Source organism: Parafrankia sp. FMc2 (assembly GCF_041008525.1).
In the GTDB taxonomy this organism is placed as follows: Bacteria; Actinomycetota; Actinomycetes; order Frankiales; family Frankiaceae; genus Parafrankia.
In genome coordinates this window covers 16,023-32,329 of sequence record NZ_JBFLUG010000055.1, presented here as the reverse complement: position 1 = coordinate 32,329, position 16,307 = coordinate 16,023, and the positions used below count along the sequence as shown (strand labels likewise).

Genomic DNA, 16,307 nt, shown 5'->3' with positions numbered 1-16,307 from the left:
CAGGCCAGTGCGGCCGGACCGGGAACGCGGGCGAAACGGCGCCACAATGAGACGAGCCCGTCGGGCTCCGCGGGCCTCCTGCCCGTCGCACTCCCGCCGCGCCGGCCCGGGCCCGCCGCGCCGACCCACGAAAGGTGCCCATGGCCATCGTTCCCGGGCCCAACCAGTACGGCAAGGCCGAGGTCCGCCTCGTCCACGTCGACCGCTCCACCCCGGTCCACCGGATCTGTGACCTGACCGTGTCCACCGCGCTGCGCGGCGACTTCGTCGCCGCCCACACCGCGGGGGACAACAGCCACGTGCTCACCACCGACACCCAGAAGAACGTCGTCTACGCCTTCGCCCGCGAAGGCGGCATCGGCGAGATCGAACAGTTCGCGACCCGGCTCGGCCGTCATTTCACGTCCGGTCACGAGTGGGTCACTGCGGCACGCATCGAGATCGAGCAGTCCGGCTGGGACCGGATCACCGCGGGCGGGCACGCGCATGACCACTCCTTCCTCCGGTCCGGCGGGGGCCGGCGGACGACCGTGGTGACCGTCGAGGCGGACACCGTGCATGTCGTCTCCGGACTTGCCGGAGTGGTGGTGCTCAAAACAACCGGGTCCGAGTTCCGCGGATTCCCCCGTGACCGGTACACGACCCTCGCGGAGACGTCGGACCGGATCCTCGCCACCGAGGTGACGGCACGTTGGCGCTACCTGGGAACCGGGCAGGCGACCGGCGGCCCGGATTTCGGGCGACTCGCCGCCGAGATACCACGCACGCTGCTGGAAACCTTCGCGCAGGTACACAGCCTGGCCCTCCAGCAGACCCTGCACCGCATGGGAGAAGCAGTTCTGGTCAGATTCCCGGAGGTCGCCGAGATACGGCTCTCGATGCCGAACAAGCATCATTTCCTCGTCGACCTGGCACCGTTCGGCCTGGACAATCCCGACTCGGTCTACCTCGCGGCCGACCGCCCGTACGGGCTCATCGAGGGCACGGTGCTACGCGACGACGTCCCGGCCGCCCCCGCGGCGTGGTACGGGACGCCGGGCTTCTGCTGATCCGGTTTCTCCAGACGAGGGCGCCCCGGGCGGTCAGAGCGGGGTCACGACCACCCGGTCGCCGGGCGCGAGGCCGAGGGCCCGGGCCGCGTCCCCGTCCCGCCGGGCCACCGCCGCCAGCCCCGACGAGTCGGCGTGGAGCACCAGCTCACCGGGCCGCACCGAGCCGAAGGTGACCCCGACCGCGAGCTCGACCGAGCCGAGAGGGCCGACCGCGCCGTCAGCGCCGTCAGCGCCGAGCGCGCGGCTGGGAGGCGGACGGGTGAGGCGGGCCCGGGCGCCCGGGCGCAGCCCGGCCTCGGCGAGCAGCTCGGCGGGCGCGGCGAGGGCCACGTTGCCGAACGTGTCGACCAGCAGGACCTCCGACTCCAGCCGGGTCCCGCCCGGGCCGGTGGACACCCGTGCCAGCAGCGCCGGCAGCCGCACCAGCGACTCCGGGTCGGCCGGGGTGCCCAGCGTGTCGAGCGGGCGCCCGGCCAGCAGGGCCGCGGCTGCCGGCACGAAGACGTCCCGGCCGTGGAAGGTCGCGGGGGTGCCCGCCGGGACGGTCAGATCCACCGCCGCCAGGACGCCGCCGAGCACCTCGGCGCCCGGGAGCAGCAGCCCGTTGTCCGGGCCCACCAGGAACCCACCCGGGGCGCGGACGGCGAGCGCCCGCCGCGCCGTTCCCACACCGGGGTCGACCACGGCGACGTGGGCCGCCCCGGACGGCAGGTGTGGCACCGTCGACGCGAGCACGGCGGACCCGCGCCGGACGTCGCCGCGCGGCACCAGATGCGTCACGTCGACGATCGGTACTCCCGGGGCCAGGCGCAGCAGCACGCCGTGGCAGGCGGCGACGAACCCGTCCACCAGGCCGTAGTCGGTCGTCAGGCTGACACAGCTCATCGCATCCCCGGGAAGGTCAGATCGCGCCGGCGGCACGCAGCTCGGCGATCTCTCCCGCGGAGAGGCCCACCTCGCCCAGGATGCGCTCGGTGTGCTCCCCCAGCGCGGGAACCGGGTCCAGCCGGGCCGGCTCCCCGGGGAACTCGACCACCGGGCGGGACTGACGCACCGGCCCGACCGGCGAGCCCACCTCGACCCAACGGCCGCGGGCGGCCAGCTGCGGGTGGGCGAGCAGGTCCGCGACGGAGTTGACCCGGGCGTAGGCGATGCCCGCGGCCTCCAGGCCCGCCTCCAGCTCGGCCGTGCGCAGCCCGCCGACGGCGCCGGCCACCGCGGCATCCGTCCGGGCCCGGTTGCGCACCCGGGCCTGGTTCGTCGCGAAGGCGGGGTCCGCCACGAGATCAGGGCGGGCCAGCGGGCCCTCGACGAGGCGCTGCCACTCCCCGTCGTTCTGGACCCCGATCAGCACCTCGTCGCCGTCAGCGGTCCGGTAGGCGTCGTAGGGGGCGATCGAGGGGTGGCTGATCCCCGACCGGGCCATCTCCGTGCCGGTGTGCTCCACCGTCTGGACCGGGTAGCCCATCCACTCCGTGAGGGCGTCGAGCATGGCGATCTGCAGGGCCGCCCCGGCACCGGAGCGCGCCTGGCGCAGCAGGGCCGCGAGCACCGCCTCGATGACGTAGCTGCCGGCGGCGACGTCACCGGCGGCGAACCCCGCCTTCGCCGGCTGCCCCGGGCTGCCGGTGACGGCGATCAGCCCCGACTCGGCCTGCACGAGCATGTCGTAGGCCTTCCGCGCCCGGTAGGGGCCGGTCGGCCCGTAGCCGGAGACATCCACCGCGACCAGCCTGGGCTGGCGCCCGACCAGGGTCGCCGCGTCGAGCCCCAGCCGCGCGGCCGCGCCGGGCCCGAGGTTCTGGGCGACGACGTCGGCGCCCGCGATCAGCCGGTCGAGCGCGGCCCGGGCCCCGGGGACCTTCAGGTCCAGGGTGAGCGACTCCTTCGAGCGGTTCAGCCAGGAGAAGTGTGCGGACATACCGTCGCGCACCGCGCGGTCGTAGTCACGGGCGAAGTCACCGCGACCCGGCCGCTCGACCTTGATCACCCGTGCCCCGAGCTCGGCGAGGTGCCGGGTCGCGAACGGCAGGGCGACAGCATGTTCCAGGCTGACGACGGTCACACCCTCAAGCGGAAGCACGCAGGCCAGGCTAGTGCCCGGACCGGGCCCGCCGGGGCGGGTTCCGCACCCGCGCGGGAATCAGCAGGGCGGCGGCTCGGCCTCGCCGCCGCATGGGGAGGTCTCGGCCCCACACGCCCCGGCGGGCCCGGCGGCCCCGCCCGCGGCGCCCACCCCGGCCACGCGGACGAGCAGGCTGTGCAGCGTCGCCCGCTCCTCGGGGCGCAGCGCCGCGAGGAGCTCGTCCTCGACGAGGCGGAGTCGGGCGTTCGTACGGGTCAACTCGGTGCCGCCGGCGGCGGTCAGCTCGACGATGTGGCGCCGGCGGTCGGCGGGATCCCGGCGGCGGGCGATCAGCCCGAGCGTCTCGAGCTCGTTGAGCAGGCCCACGACGTTGCTGGGGTCGAGCCGCAGGGCCTGGCCCAGCAGGTGCTGGCTGAGCGGGCCGCGCTCCTCGAGCAGCGCGAGCGCGAAGTGCTGACGGGGGCGGACACAGCCGGCCATGTGAACACCGGCCGCACGCTGGCCGACCCGGGCGAGCTGGACGATCAGGGGCAGCACCTGCTGATCGAGGATCGGCGGAGGCTCTGCCATCTCTGGAGGCTACCCTGACCATCGACCGGTCAGGAACCGATAGTTTGTCTTTCACAAACTATCGGCGATACTGACGAACGTATCGCGGTTTCCTGCGCACCGAGTGGAGAGTGCTGGTGTCCAAGCTTCTGGTGATCGTCGGGAGCACCCGCCCCGGCCGGGCGGCCGACAGCGTCGTCCCCTGGGTCGTGGCGCGCGCCTCGGCGCATGGCGCCTTCGAGGTCGAGGTCGCCGACCTGCGGGACTGGCCGCTGCCGATCTTCGCCGAGCACTTCGGCACGATCGGCGACATCAACGATCCGACCTACTCGGATCCGTTGGTCCGCGCCTGGAACGCGAAGGTGAAGAGCGCCGACGCGTTCATCGTCATCACACCGGAGTACAACCACAGCGTGCCGGGCGTGCTGAAGAACGCCATCGACACCGTGTGGCTGTCGTTCGGCTTCCGGAACAAGCCGATCGCCAGCGTCGGCTACAGCGGCGGCATCAGCGGCGCGATCCGGGCGATCGAGCACCTCGCCCACATCGCCGTCGAGGCGGAGGCGGTGCCGCTGCGCAACACGGTGGTGCTGCCGTTCGTCGGCGGGACGTTCGACGAGAAGGGCGAGCCGGTCAACCCGTTCACGGATGCCAGCCTGCAGATCCTGCTCGACGACGTCGCCTGGTGGTCGTCGGCCCTGGAGAAGGCCCGCGCCGGCGGCGAGCTGGCTCCCGGGGTGTTCCGCGCCCAGGCGGCGGCAGCCGCGGCGGCCGAGTCCGCCCAGGCGGACTGACCCCGGCATCCGCGCCGGTGCCGGGCGGCGAGGTCAGGCCGGGGTGACCTCGCCGTCTCGGCGCGCGGGGTCGCTGTCAGCCGCCGCGGGCACCGGTGCCGCGCCGCTCTCCGGAGCCGGCCCGCCGGGGCCCGGCTCCATCGTGACGGATGCCAGAACCACCGAGTCGATCACCTGCGGTCCCGCGGTCCTCGCCGGCCCCGCCGGCCCCGCCGGCCCAGCCGGTCCAGCCGGCCCCGCCGGTTCGACCCGGCCGGACGACAGCCCGGCAGGGGCGCCGGTGGTGCTGTCGGTCTCCGCGCGGCCGTCGTCGTCGGTGAAGGCCGCGTCGACCACCTCGTGCCCGGCGGCGAGGGCGTGCGGGTCGGCCTGCGCCGACTCCTTCTCGGCGAAGCCGGCCTGGCGACGGTCGGAGCGCGGCGGGCCGCCGTTGGCGACGACGACGGCGACCCAGGGGAGAATGATCGCGAGACCGACCGCGACGATGCGCAGCCACCCGTCGAAGGCGACGACGGCGAGCACGAAACAGACCACCCGGAACAACATCGTCGCGATGTAACGCTGCTCCCGGCGACGGATCTCCTCCGGTCTGGACTCAGCCGCCGACGTGATCAGTACTGGCTCGTTCCGTCGCCACTTCACATCTACCGCCTGCTCACGTGGGCGCTCGTTTCCCCGGCCGGCCGTACCAGCCGGTCTGGTGCCGGCCCGGCACGGCAGCCGGCCCCTGTCATCCTGCCCAGCGGGGCAGGAGTGAGACAACGATCCCCGTCGCGAGATCCGCCACCCGGCCCCGGGTTCCCGTCGCACCAAGCTGTATCCGAACGTTTACGCGACGGACGGACTGTAGTCCTCACGTGGGCGTCGGTCGCTGCCACCGTGCTCGTGTGCGAGTCGCGGTGGTAAGTGAGTCCTTTCTACCTCAGGTCGATGGCGTGACGAACTCCGTGTGCCGTGTGCTGGAGCACCTGCGCGACACCGGGCACGAGGCGCTGGTCGTCGCGCCCGCGCCGGCTCCGGCGGCCCGCCGCACCGCGCCACGCAGCTATGCCGGCGCCCCGGTGCTGTGGAGCCCGTCCGCACCGATGCCGGGCTACCCCGAGTTCCGCTTCGCCACCCCCTGGCCGGGCCTCGTGTCGGCGCTGCGCGAGTTCGGCCCGGACGTCGTCCATCTCGCCGCCCCGGCGGGCCTGGGCGCCCAGGCCGCCTACGCCGCCCGGCGCCTCGGCGTGCCGAGCATCGCCGTCTACCAGACCGACATCGCCGCGTTCGCGACCCGCTACGGGCTCGCGGCGGCGGAGCGTTCGATCTGGCGCTGGCTGGCGACCGTCCACCGCGTCGCCAGCCGCACGCTCGCCCCGTCCTGGGACGCGGTCGACACCCTCCTGTCGGAGGGGGTGCAGCGGGTCGCCCGGTGGAGCCGCGGGGTCGATCTCGAGCGCTTCAACCCCGACCACCGCGACGAGCGCCTGCGCGCCACGCTGGCGCCGAACGGGGAGGTCCTGGTCGGCTATGTCGGCCGGCTCGCCCGGGAGAAGCGGGTGGAGCTGCTCTCCGCCCTCGCCGACGTGCCCGGGGCCCGGCTGGTCGTCGTCGGGGACGGGCCGTGCCGGCCCGCGCTGACCCGCGCGCTGCCGGGGGCCGCCTTCCTCGGCTTCCGCACCGGCCTCGAGCTGTCCACCGCCATCGCCAGCCTGGACGTGTTCGTCCACACCGGGATCCACGAGACGTTCTGCCAGGCGGCGCAGGAGGCGAAGGCGAGCGGCCTGGCGGTGGTCGGCCCGGCGGCCGGCGGCCTGCTCGACGTCATCGAGCACGAACGGACCGGCCTGCACTACGCCCCCGGTGACCCGGTCGCGTTCCGCCGCGCGGTGGTGCGCCTGGTGGCGGACGCCGAGCTGCGGAACCGGCTGGCGACGGCTGCGCGGGCGTCTGTCGCGGGCTGCGACTGGCACACGATCGGGGAGGAGCTTCTCGGCCACTACCGGGACGTCCTGGGCACCGGGCTCACGACCGGGCGGCGGCCTCGTCTGCGCAACCGCGTCCACCGGAACCGCCGCTCCGTGACCACCGCCCGACCGGGCGATGCGCGAGGCCGGGGGCGTACCACGACCGTCACGACCGACAGGTGGCCAGCATGAGGATTGTGCAGGCGGCGAGTTTCGTCGCCCCGGCGTCCGGCGGCATCCGGACGACCCTGCGGCACCTCGCCGCGGGCTACGCCGGGGCCGGCCACGAGGTGGTGCAGATCATCCCCGGCGCGGCCGACGCCGAGGAGCGCACGGCGCACGCCAGGGTCATCACCCTGCGGTCGCCGACGCTCCCCCGCACGGGCTACCGGGTCCTCGCCGAGCCGCGGCGGGTCGCCGCCGTCGTCGAGCAGGTGCGGGGGGACCGGCTGGAGGTCCATGACCGCGCGACCCTGCGCCCGCTGGGCCGGTGGGCCCGCCGTCAGGGCATCCGCTCGCTCGTCGTCAGCCACGAGCGGCTCGACCGGCTGCTGGGGCTGTGGACGCCCGCTCCGCTGCGCGGGGTGCTCCCGGTCGGGGCCGCGGCCGACCGGTCCAACCGGGCCCTCGCCGCGTCCTTCGACACCGTGGTGGCGACGACCCGCTGGGCCGGCGCCGAGTTCGTCCGCATCGGTGCCGGCAACCTGCGCCAGGTGCCGCTGGGGGTCGAGCTCGACCGGTTCCGCCCGGTCAACCACGACCGCACCCTGCGCCGCGCGTTCGCCCGCGACCGGGAGATCCTGATCGTCGCGGCCACCAGGCTCTCGCCGGAGAAGCGGGTCGACATCGCGGTGGCGGCCGTCGCCGAGCTGGTGCGCCGCCGGGTACCGGTGCGCCTCGTCGTCGCCGGTGACGGTGCGAGCCGCGGGCGGCTGGAGCGGCTGGCCGCCGGGCTGCCGGTGACCTTCCTCGGTTTCGTCGCGGACCCGTCCCGGCTGGCCGGCCTGCTCGCCACCGCGGACCTGGCGTTCGCGCCCGGGCCGGTGGAGACGTTCGGCCTGGCCGCACTGGAGGCGATGGCGAGCGGCACCTCGCCGGTCGTCCACCACGCGAGCGCGCTCGCCGAGCTGGTCGCCGGCGCCGGGGACGGCTGGGACGACATCGCCGGCGGCCTCAGCGCCGCGGGCACCGGGTTCACCTTCGCCGACGCGGCCATGGAGCTGCTGGAGATCGATCCGGACCGGCGCCGCACCACCGCCCGGGCCCGGGCCGAGCAGTTCCCGTGGGCATCGACCGTGGAAGGCTTCCTGGACTGCCACGGAGCCGAGGTCACGGCACCGCCGGCCGTGGCCGCCTGACTCCCGTCGCACGTGGACCACGGCACGCCGGAGGTGATCCGGTTCGTCGCGCTCGGCGACAGCCTCACCGCCGGGCTTGGTGACGGGGTGAGCATGGGCCGCGACCGCACCCCGGCGGCGCTCGCCGGCCGCGGCTTCGCCGCGCTGCTGGCCGCCACCCTGGCCCCACCGGGGCATGTCCGCTACGAGAACCTGGCCCGGACGGGTGCCACCGCCCGGGAGGTCCGGGTCCGTCAGCTGCCCGTCGCGCTGGCTCTGCGCCCGGCGCTGGCCTGTGTGGTCGCGGGCATGAACGACGTGTTCAAACCGGCCTTCGACCCGCTGCGGCTGCGCCAGGACCTGGTGTGGAGCATCGGCCGGCTCCGGGCCGACGGAGTCGTCGTCCTGACCGCCAGGCTGCCCGACCCGGGCGGGCTGCTCCCCCTTCCGGGCCCCCTCGGACGACTACTCACCGAACGTGTCGGGCACCTCAACGCCGCGGTGGACGCCGCGGCCGCCCGCGACGAGGGGGTGCTCGTGGTCGACCTGGGCCGCCATCCCGCCGTGCGCCGGCGCTCCACCTTCGACGTCGACCGGGTGCACCCCGGACCGCACGGGCATCGCCTGATCGCGCGGGCGTTCGCCGACCGGCTGCGGGAGAGCGGGATGGTGCTCGCCGACATCCCGGAGCCGCGCCACGAGCCCCCGCCGCCGGGGACCTTCGACCACCTCAGATGGGTCGCCACGATCGGAGTTCCCTGGTTGGCGGGCCGCCCGCAGGCCCTCCGGGGGGCTCCGCCGCGAAGAAACACCGGTTTCCGGCGACTCGGTACCGCGTCCGGCCGGTGAATTCCCTACCGTAGGCATGTGCTTGCCGACATGCCCGCGTCCCCTCGCTCCGGCGTCGTCGCCGGCTGGGGCAATGCCTGGCTGGCCGGACTCGTCGGCCTGGACGACGTCATCACCCAGGTACACGAGGCCCTGGGCAGCAACGCGCCTCATACTCTCGGCGACGAGCCGCTCGTGCTCGGCCTCGGCGCGCTGCGCCGCGCCGGCGCGGAACGGCTCCGCCTGGTGCTTCCCGTGCCCGGCGACGTCAGCGGCCTCCCGGGTCCCGCCGACGTCAACCAGGACGCCCTCACCGCGGGTGAGGCACTCGTGGTGATCGGGCCGACCCCGCCGCTGGCTCTCGTGCCGTCCTTCGTCGTCCACGGCCCTGCGGTCGAGGGCGGGCTGGAGTCCGTCCACTGGCAGGTCCTGCGCGCTTCACGGGTGCCGCCGCCCCCCTCGGGGCTGCGGGCCGCCGACCACGAGCTGTCCGTCGCGATCCGCCAGACAACAGCCGCGCTGATCGACCTCGACATCGCCAGCGCGCGGCCGGAGGTGCTGGCGCTGCTGCGCGACCGGGGCGAGGCGGAGCCCGGCCCCGGCCTGGGCCCCGGCTACCCGCCGAACGCGCATGCCCTCCTCGCCCGCGCGGAGCGGCTCGCGAAGCTCCTCGAGCTCGCCGCGCTCGACGACGGGGCCGCGGTCACCGCGAGCGAGGTCAGCCGCCGCACCGCGGCGCTGCGCGGGCTGTCGGCAGCGGTTCGGCGCGCCTACGAGGCCGCCTACGACGCCTTCGACCCCGCCTACGCCACCCGCTGAGAGCCCGGGCGGTCCTGGGAGGCCTCGGCGAGGTGCGGGAGCGGGCGCGGGCAGGCGGACGTGGGGCCGAGCGGGCCGGCGTACGGGGGACGGGGGACGGGGGACGGGCAGTCAGTTCAGGCGTGGGCAGAAGTGGCCGCCCGGGTCGTCTGGGCGCCCACACAGCACACAGGGCGGCCGGCCGGCGGCAACGATGCTGCGGGCCCGTTCGATGAAGGCCTTGGTCTGCTCGATCGACAGGCCGACCCGCAGCGAGTCGACCTCGCTGTCTCCCTCGGCGACCCGGGTCTCCCCCTGCGACAGGCCGGCAGCCTCGACGAACACGCGCTGGCCGTCCCAGGAGACAGTGAGCTGACCGAGGTGGAAGTCCTCCTCGAACGGGGCGTCGAGCGGGGCGAGGTCGACGTCGACCTCACCGGCGGTGGGAAGCGGGATCCCCTGGGTCTGGCCGACCTGGCCGAGCAGAGCCGTGAGGCCCTCGGCGAGCGCGGTCACCTCGGTCTTCTCCAGACCGACCGTCACGAGCTGGCCGCGGGCCGCGGCCTGTAGGAAGAACGAACGGTCCCCGGGCTGCCCGACGGTTCCGACCACGAACCGCTCCGGCGGGTCGAACACAAATCGCTGCATGTCTCGGATCGCTCCGTCTGATTCGCCTGCGGATGGGATACGGGCCGCGACACGCTTGCCCGCTCCTCAACCAGTATCGTCGCTTCGTCACCGGGTTCACCATCCCGGGACTGGCGGAGCCGCTGCCAGGGGGCTGTCCCCCACCCCGGCATGCCTGGTCAGCTCGGGCCGTGCACGTGCAGGTCGGCGGGCACACCGGCGGCGGCCGGGCGCCTCCCGCCCGGCCGGCCCGGCCGGCCGGGCCCGCGGGTGCTGGCCGCCCCCATCCCGCCTGCGGCTGCCGTGCCGGTACCCGGGTCCGGGCGCTCGGGATCACAGCAGTGCAGCGGGCAGACGTCGTGGGCAGGCCCCTCGGCGCTCAGCGCCGGCCGTTCCCAGCCGGGGAACCGGCGCTCGGCGAGCAGGTCCGCCACCATGTCGACGAAGCGGGGGTCGGTGCCGACCGTGCCTGCCCGGGCCACCGCCAGGCCGTGGCGCCGGGCGGTTCCCGCCGCCTCGACGTCCAGGTCATAGACGACCTCCATGTGGTCACTGACGAAACCGACCGGCACGATCACCGCGGACCCGGCCCCGCCGGAGGCCAGTGCCACCAGGGCGTCGTTGACGTCGGGCTCGAGCCAGGGGACGTGCGGCGGGCCGCTGCGGCTGCAGTAGGCGAGCTGCCACGGATGCCGCCCGCCCACCCGCTGCCCGACCCGTTCCGCGATCACCGCGGCGGCGGCGCGCAGCTGACGCTCGTAGGCGCCGCCGTCCGGCCCGCTCGCCACTGCCTGCGCCAGCGGAAGCGCGTGCGCGGTGAACACCAGCGGCGCGCCGGCGCGGACCGGCTCCGGCAGCTCGCCGAGCGCCCGCACGCAGTGGTCGACCATCGGCTCGACGAAGCCGGGATGGTCGAAGAACAGCCGCAGCTTGACGAGGTCGGGTGCACCCGACCCCGCCTCGCCCAGGGCGGCCGCGAGGTCCTCGCGGTACTGCCGGCATCCCGAGTAGGAGGCGAACGCCGCCGTGACGAAGCAGGCGGCGCGGCGCACTCCGTCCGCCCGCATCCGGGCCACCGTGTCGGTCAGGTACGGCGCCCAGTTGCGGTTGCCCCAGTAGACGGGCAGCGGCGCGAGCCGCTCACGCAGCGCGCGCAGCAGCGCCCGGTTCTGGTCGTTGATCGGGCTTCGGCCACCGAAGTGGTCGTAGTGCGCGGCGACCTCGGCGAGGCGCTCGTCGGGCACGTTGCGACCGCGGGTGACGTTGCGCAGGAACGGCAGGACGTCCTGCGGGCCCTCGGGACCGCCGAACGACACCAGGAGCAGCGCGTCCACGTCGACCCCGTGGCCGGCCGGTGCGGAGTCGGCGTTCACCAGCGCCCCCTCCCCTCGTTGTGCCGGTTCGCCCTGATTCTCCCCGCGGTATCGCCGGACGTGTCTCCCGCGTCCCCCGCGGCCGGCCGGCGTCCCGGCCGCGGTGGCACCTCCGCGCACGGGTGGAACGGGCCGGGTCAGCGCGGCACCCGGGAGCGGATCTCGTCCAGGTATCCCGGGAAGTACCGGGAGATCGTGGAGAGATCGAAGTCCGGCAGGATCGAACTCGCCGGCTCGCGGGCGAGCAGGTAGCCGAACGACTCCCGGACCAGCGCGCTCAGGCCCGCGTCGTCGTCGGGGTCCAGCTCCAGGGCCGCGATCACGGCGTCGTCCACCCGCACCCGGTAGGAGAACGTGCGCGCGGTCGCCCCCGGTGCCGTCTCCTCCGCGATCTCCACCGCGAAGTCGCGGCCTCCGTGTGGCTCAACCCTGATCATGCTCACCACAGCCACCTCCGAGCAGCCCGCACGCCGCCAGGCACGGCGCACCGGTGACGGGCGCCTGGCTGCCCGCCAGTTCTACCGTGGCCCACCGCGCCTGCCGCGTCGACCGCGAGCGGCACGCCCCGTCAGTGGCCCATGCCCGCGCCACCGTCGACCGGGAGCACCGCGCCGTTGACGTAGGAGGCGCCGGGCGAAGCGAGGAAGACCACGGCGGCGGCGACCTCGGCCGGCTCACCCATCCGCCCCGCGGGGGCGTGCGAGATCAGGTACTCCCGCTGCGCGTCGGTCAGCGCGTCGGTCATGTCGGTGCGGATGGGCCCCGGGGCGATCACGTTGGAGGTGATCCCGCGCCCGCCGAGCTCGCGCGCCAGCGACCGGGCGAAGCCCACGAGACCCGCCTTGGACGCGGCGTAGTTCGACTGCCCCGGCCCGCCGGAAAGCCCCACCACGGACGAGACGAAGATCAATCGACCGGTCCGGCGGCGGATCATCGAGCGGGACGCACGCTTGGCCACCCGGTAGGCGCCGAGCAGGTTCGTGTCGACGACGTCCTGGAAGGCGTCCTCCGACATCGTGAGCAGCAGCGTGTCGCGGACGACCCCGGCGTTGGAGACAAGGATCTCGACCGGCCCGAGCTCCGCCTCGACCTCGGCGAACGCCTTGTCGACACTGTCGGCGCTGGTCACGTCGAGCCGCACCCCGAGCATCCCGGCCGGCGCCTCGCCGCCGCGGCTGGCCACGGCGACCCGGTCCCCCGAGGCGGCGAGCGCGGCCGCGCAGGCTGCCCCGATCCCTCGGTTGCCACCCGTCACCAGTGCCACTCGACCCTCGTTCTCGACCATGGCCGGGATCGTAGCGGCCGGACGCACCACAAGGAACGCAGGCACCCGTGACACTCGCCGGCCCGGCGCCTCGACACGTCAGGGACGATAGTGGGATGCGCGTTGCGATCCGGGTGCGTCCCGCGTCCGACCGGACCGCGGTGGGGCCGACAACGGCCGATCCCACCCACGGTCAGCTGCTGGTGGTGCGCGTGCGGGAGCCCGCGATCGCGGGGCGCGCCAACGAGGCTGCGCTGCGTGCGCTCGCGGCGGCGCTGGGAGTGCGGCGGGCGGACGTCACGCTCAGCCGCTCGATCGGAAAGGTCAAGTTCGTGGAGGTCGACGCACCGCCGGACATCCTCGCACCCCGACTCGAGGCGCTCGCGCAACATTCCGCCCCGTCCGCACGTCTGGACTCCCGGTAGTTCGGCGGCGCGATGGGACGGAGACGGGGAGTGCGCAGGACGGACATTCGCGCCGGGGGGGAGTACGTACCGGGCGCTCATGGGCGACGTGACGAACTGACGACCGGCCCGCCAGGCGCCACCGGCAGGCCCGGACCGGAGCCGGGGCCCGCGGTGGACGAGGTGGCGCCCGGCGTCGCCGCCGGCCCCGCGGGCATCCCGGGCATCCCGGGCGTCCCGAACATCGCGGGCCCGAGCCGCAGTGCCGGCCCGACAGCCACGGACGGCGCCCCGGAGCAGCTCGGCGGGACCGAGAGCGCGGGCGGGGACCGCCTGGCGGGCGAGCTCACGCCGCCCGCCGGCGACAGCGTCGATCGCCCCCTCGGCGATCCCCCTGCCGCCGAGATCGTTCCGGGACCCCCCGGTGGCGTGCTTGATCTGGGTGCGCTCGCCGCGGTCGAGGGTCAGCTGCGGGCGATCGCCGCGGCCGGTATCGACCACGCGGAGTCCACCGGGGCACGCGCCCCGCGGAACGCCGACGCCGACCGGGCGATGTGCGCGGCGGCCTCGACGATCGCCGCCGCGCTGTGGTTCGACACGCTGCGGGTCGAGGACAGGGTTCTGGTCACGCCGCACGCGGGCCCGCTGCTCGGTGCCGTGCACCAGGTGCTGCGCACCGCCGGCGAGGGGCTTCCGCCGGCCCCCGGCGCGCCGCACGCACCCGCACCGCACACACCCGCACCGCACACACCCGCACCGCACACACCCGCACCGCACGCACCCGCACCGCACACATCCGCACCGGGCACGCCCGCGCCAGGCACGTCACCGCCGGCTGGGACAGGAACGTGGGCAGGCGGCGCGGCGACGACGCTCGTCCCTGCCGGCGCCGCAGGCATCGGCGGCACCGCCGACCTGGCCGGCGCGGCGCGGCGGCGGGCCCCTCGGGCGACCGGGGCGGGCAACGTCGGGCCGACGGGGACGATCTGGTCGGCACTGGCCGGCCGGTTCGCCGGCACGCGGTTCGACCGGGCGCCGCACGGCCGGCAGATCTGCCTCATCGACTTCGCCGAGCTGCGCGACTCCACCGTCTGGGAGGCCGTGACCGACGAGCGGGTCTCGCATCTGGGCGAGCTCTTCTGGGTGGTCCTGGTCACCGGCGCCGTGCCGGGCGAGGCGGCCGGACCGGCCGGCATCCCACCGGGCGGGGTCGGGTCGCCCGCGCGGGCGGCGCGGATGTTCGAAGCCGCCGGCTGGCAGGTGCTGACCCTGCGGTACGGCCGGCGACTCAGCGCCCTGTTCGGTGTCCCGGGCGGCGCCGCGCTGCGCGCCCGGCTCGACGCGATGGCCCCGGCCGAGTACCTCTCCCTGCTTCACCTGGACGGACCAGAGCTGCGGCGCCGGCTCGCTGGTCCGGGCGCCGCTGGCATCGGGGTGAGCCGCCTGCTCGACGGCCTGACCGACGACGAGATCCACGCGGCACTGCGCGACCTGGGCGGCCACGACCTGCCGCTGATCATCGACGCGTTCGACGAGGTGGCCGCGGACCGCCCCACGGTGCTGTTCGCCTACACCGGCCCGCTCCCCGGGCCACCAGCGCCGCGTTCCGGGGATCACCCGCTGACCGCACAGACCCCCGGCCCGGCCCCGGCCCCGGGGCCGCCCGCCGCCGTCGCCGGGCCGCCCACCGGCAGCCCCGGGCGGGCCGCTCCGTCCGCACCGCCCGCGGGCTCCACGGAGTCCGTGGTCGCCCGGGGGCACGAACTGGTGCGGCGCAGCGGCGACCGCTCCGCGGCGCCGCTGCCGGTGGCCTCGCCCGGCGGGCGGCTCGCCCGGCATGTGGCGTCCTATCTCGACCGGGCACCACTGGCCCTCGCCGCGCCCGCTCCCCTGCCGGCCCACACCGGGCATCCCTACGAGGGGTTCCGGTCGACCCAGGAGATCTTCGGCACCGCGTTGCGGGAGCTGCCCGCGCTCGTCCCGGAGGCGGCCTCGGCGGTCGTGACGATCTCCACCCGGGACTGCGACCGGGTCCTCCGCGGCTGGATCGACGACGCTGCGGAGGCGGTCCCGCCGGGGCCGAACGGTGCGGCGGCCGACGGCGGGCGTCACGTCGCCGGCGGGCTGTCGGCGAGTGCGTTCGGTGGCGTGCTGGCGTCGCTCGGCGTCGCCTGGAGCCGGCTCGGGCTGCCGCTGCTGCCGATCGGCGTCGCCGACGAGATGGCGCTCCCCCGGGTGCTGCCCGGCTGGGCGAGCAGCGGCGCCGGCGACGGGCGGTCGCTGCTCGCCGTCGCGGACACCGGGGTCGACCCGGCCCGCCCGGGCGGCTGGCGGCACGGCCAGGTCAGCGTGCCCGGGATCACCGGCTGGGAGCCGGCCTTCGCGCAGGACCTCGTCTGGTGCCTGCTCGCGGCGCTGGACCGGCTCGGCCGGGTCGACGGGGCGTCCAGCCTGATCAGGCTGAGTGCGCGGCCGGTCGACCAGCGGCTGGCAGCCCTGCCCACCGACACGGCCGCGTGGTGGCGGCGCCGCGCCGCGGTGCTGGCGGGCGGCTACCGGCTGCGCGGCGGCGAGCCGACGGCACCTGTGACCCTGGTCGGCATGGGCGCGGTCATGCCGGAGGTGCTGCGCGCCGCGGACGAGCTCAGCGCGGGGCTGCGCCAGGAGATCGGCGTGGTCTGCGTGACGTCCCCCGATCTGCTGTTCGACGCGCTGCAGGCCCGCCGAGGGCTGGCCGACGCCGACGAGGCCATCCTGACCGAGCTGTTCCCGCCCGGCCGGCGCGGACCGCTGCTGACGGTGGTGGACGGTGACCCGCGCGCGCTGAGCTTCCTCGCGGGCGTGCACGGGGCGCACATCACCACGCTCGGTTCGGCCGCTCCGGGGCCGGGTTCCGTCCCGGGATCCGTGCCGGCATCCGTGCCGGCACCGCCGCCGGCCGCGGGCGAGCGGGTACCGGTGGACACGGCGACCATCGTCGGCGCGGCCCTCGACCTGATCGACGAGGCCGCCGGCAGCTGAGGCAGCCACCACAGCGCCACCTCCGCCACCTGTGCCGGGTGGCTCTCCCCGCCCGAAGCGGCAGTCACCGGCGCCGCCACCGGCTGCGGCCGCGGCCGCCGGGCCATCGCTACCAGGCGCAGCGGTGACCAGCCAGAACAGCTACCTGACGACGCGGCGCCTCCCGGAATCGTCAACTGGCTGAAGCGGCACCACCCCTTTCCGTGGCTGCCCGACCCGACAGTC

The 16,307-nt window shown here is 75.3% G+C and carries 16 protein-coding genes; 8 read left to right on the top strand and 8 right to left on the bottom strand.

Annotated features, from left to right (window positions below):
* Positions 1–140 precede the first annotated feature (140 nt).
* Positions 141–1,049 carry a factor-independent urate hydroxylase gene (gene pucL / locus AB1460_RS19480; protein WP_368963071.1) on the top strand — a complete coding sequence of 303 codons (909 nt, stop codon included), beginning with the start codon at positions 141–143 and terminating at the stop codon, positions 1,047–1,049.
* A 33-nt stretch (positions 1,050–1,082) separates the two neighbouring features.
* Here the strand turns inward: pucL and AB1460_RS19475 are convergent, their stop codons facing one another.
* Genes AB1460_RS19475 through AB1460_RS19465 form a run of 3 tightly spaced genes read right to left on the bottom strand, consistent with a single transcriptional unit; the run spans position 1,083 to position 3,708 of the window.
* Entirely contained in the window at positions 1,083–1,937 is an 855-nt protein-coding gene (locus AB1460_RS19475; RefSeq protein WP_368963069.1) for an SAM hydrolase/SAM-dependent halogenase family protein, read from the bottom strand.
* Positions 1,938–1,953: 16 nt separating this feature from the next.
* Complete coding sequence (locus AB1460_RS19470) at positions 1,954–3,135, bottom strand: CaiB/BaiF CoA transferase family protein (protein WP_368963067.1); 1,182 nt, start codon at positions 3,133–3,135, stop codon at positions 1,954–1,956.
* Positions 3,136–3,195: 60 nt separating this feature from the next.
* Positions 3,196–3,708 (bottom strand): MarR family winged helix-turn-helix transcriptional regulator, encoded by a 513-nt coding sequence (locus tag AB1460_RS19465; RefSeq protein ID WP_368963066.1) that lies wholly within the window; start codon positions 3,706–3,708, stop codon positions 3,196–3,198.
* Between the two features lie 116 nt (positions 3,709–3,824).
* Between AB1460_RS19465 and AB1460_RS19460 the strand changes: the two genes are divergently transcribed.
* Complete coding sequence (locus AB1460_RS19460) at positions 3,825–4,481, top strand: NADPH-dependent FMN reductase (protein WP_368963065.1); 657 nt, start codon at positions 3,825–3,827, stop codon at positions 4,479–4,481.
* A gap of 33 nt (positions 4,482–4,514) precedes the next feature.
* On the opposite strand, the gene AB1460_RS19455 is transcribed toward AB1460_RS19460, so the two are convergent.
* Positions 4,515–5,123: a DUF3099 domain-containing protein gene (locus tag AB1460_RS19455; protein WP_368963064.1), complete on the bottom strand. Its 609-nt coding sequence runs from the start codon at positions 5,121–5,123 to the stop codon at positions 4,515–4,517.
* A 245-nt stretch (positions 5,124–5,368) separates the two neighbouring features.
* On the opposite strand from AB1460_RS19455, the gene AB1460_RS19450 reads away from it, so the two are divergent.
* The 4 genes from AB1460_RS19450 to AB1460_RS19435 are packed head-to-tail and all read left to right on the top strand — an operon-like array spanning position 5,369 to position 9,414.
* Complete coding sequence (locus AB1460_RS19450; protein ID WP_368963063.1) at positions 5,369–6,622, top strand: glycosyltransferase family 4 protein; 1,254 nt, start codon at positions 5,369–5,371, stop codon at positions 6,620–6,622.
* Positions 6,619–7,788, top strand: coding sequence for a glycosyltransferase (locus AB1460_RS19445; protein ID WP_368963062.1), 1,170 nt, complete (start codon positions 6,619–6,621; stop codon positions 7,786–7,788). The genes AB1460_RS19450 and AB1460_RS19445 overlap by 4 nt, the downstream gene beginning before the upstream one ends.
* Before the next feature lie 12 nt (positions 7,789–7,800).
* Entirely contained in the window at positions 7,801–8,616 is an 816-nt protein-coding gene (locus tag AB1460_RS19440) for an SGNH/GDSL hydrolase family protein (protein WP_368963061.1), read from the top strand.
* A gap of 30 nt (positions 8,617–8,646) precedes the next feature.
* Positions 8,647–9,414: a hypothetical protein gene (locus AB1460_RS19435; RefSeq protein ID WP_368963060.1), complete on the top strand. Its 768-nt coding sequence runs from the start codon at positions 8,647–8,649 to the stop codon at positions 9,412–9,414.
* Between the two features lie 111 nt (positions 9,415–9,525).
* Here the strand turns inward: AB1460_RS19435 and AB1460_RS19430 are convergent, their stop codons facing one another.
* The 4 genes from AB1460_RS19430 to fabG all read right to left on the bottom strand — a co-directional run bounded on the left by AB1460_RS19430 (position 9,526) and on the right by fabG (position 12,678).
* Positions 9,526–10,041 (bottom strand): DUF3090 family protein, encoded by a 516-nt coding sequence (locus tag AB1460_RS19430; RefSeq protein ID WP_026310709.1) that lies wholly within the window; start codon positions 10,039–10,041, stop codon positions 9,526–9,528.
* Positions 10,042–10,199: 158 nt separating this feature from the next.
* Positions 10,200–11,393: a ferrochelatase gene (locus AB1460_RS19425; RefSeq protein WP_368963059.1), complete on the bottom strand. Its 1,194-nt coding sequence runs from the start codon at positions 11,391–11,393 to the stop codon at positions 10,200–10,202.
* A gap of 137 nt (positions 11,394–11,530) precedes the next feature.
* Positions 11,531–11,836: a hypothetical protein gene (locus AB1460_RS19420; protein ID WP_071081731.1), complete on the bottom strand. Its 306-nt coding sequence runs from the start codon at positions 11,834–11,836 to the stop codon at positions 11,531–11,533.
* Positions 11,837–11,961: 125 nt separating this feature from the next.
* Complete coding sequence (gene fabG / locus AB1460_RS19415; RefSeq protein WP_368963058.1) at positions 11,962–12,678, bottom strand: 3-oxoacyl-ACP reductase FabG; 717 nt, start codon at positions 12,676–12,678, stop codon at positions 11,962–11,964.
* A gap of 95 nt (positions 12,679–12,773) precedes the next feature.
* On the opposite strand from fabG, the gene AB1460_RS19410 reads away from it, so the two are divergent.
* A complete protein-coding gene (locus AB1460_RS19410; RefSeq protein WP_368963057.1) occupies positions 12,774–13,082 on the top strand; it encodes a DUF167 domain-containing protein in 309 nt (102 codons plus the stop codon).
* Between the two features lie 12 nt (positions 13,083–13,094).
* A complete protein-coding gene (locus AB1460_RS19405) occupies positions 13,095–16,082 on the top strand; it encodes a pyruvate dehydrogenase (protein WP_420497317.1) in 2,988 nt (995 codons plus the stop codon).
* The last annotated feature ends 225 nt before the right edge of the window (positions 16,083–16,307 follow it).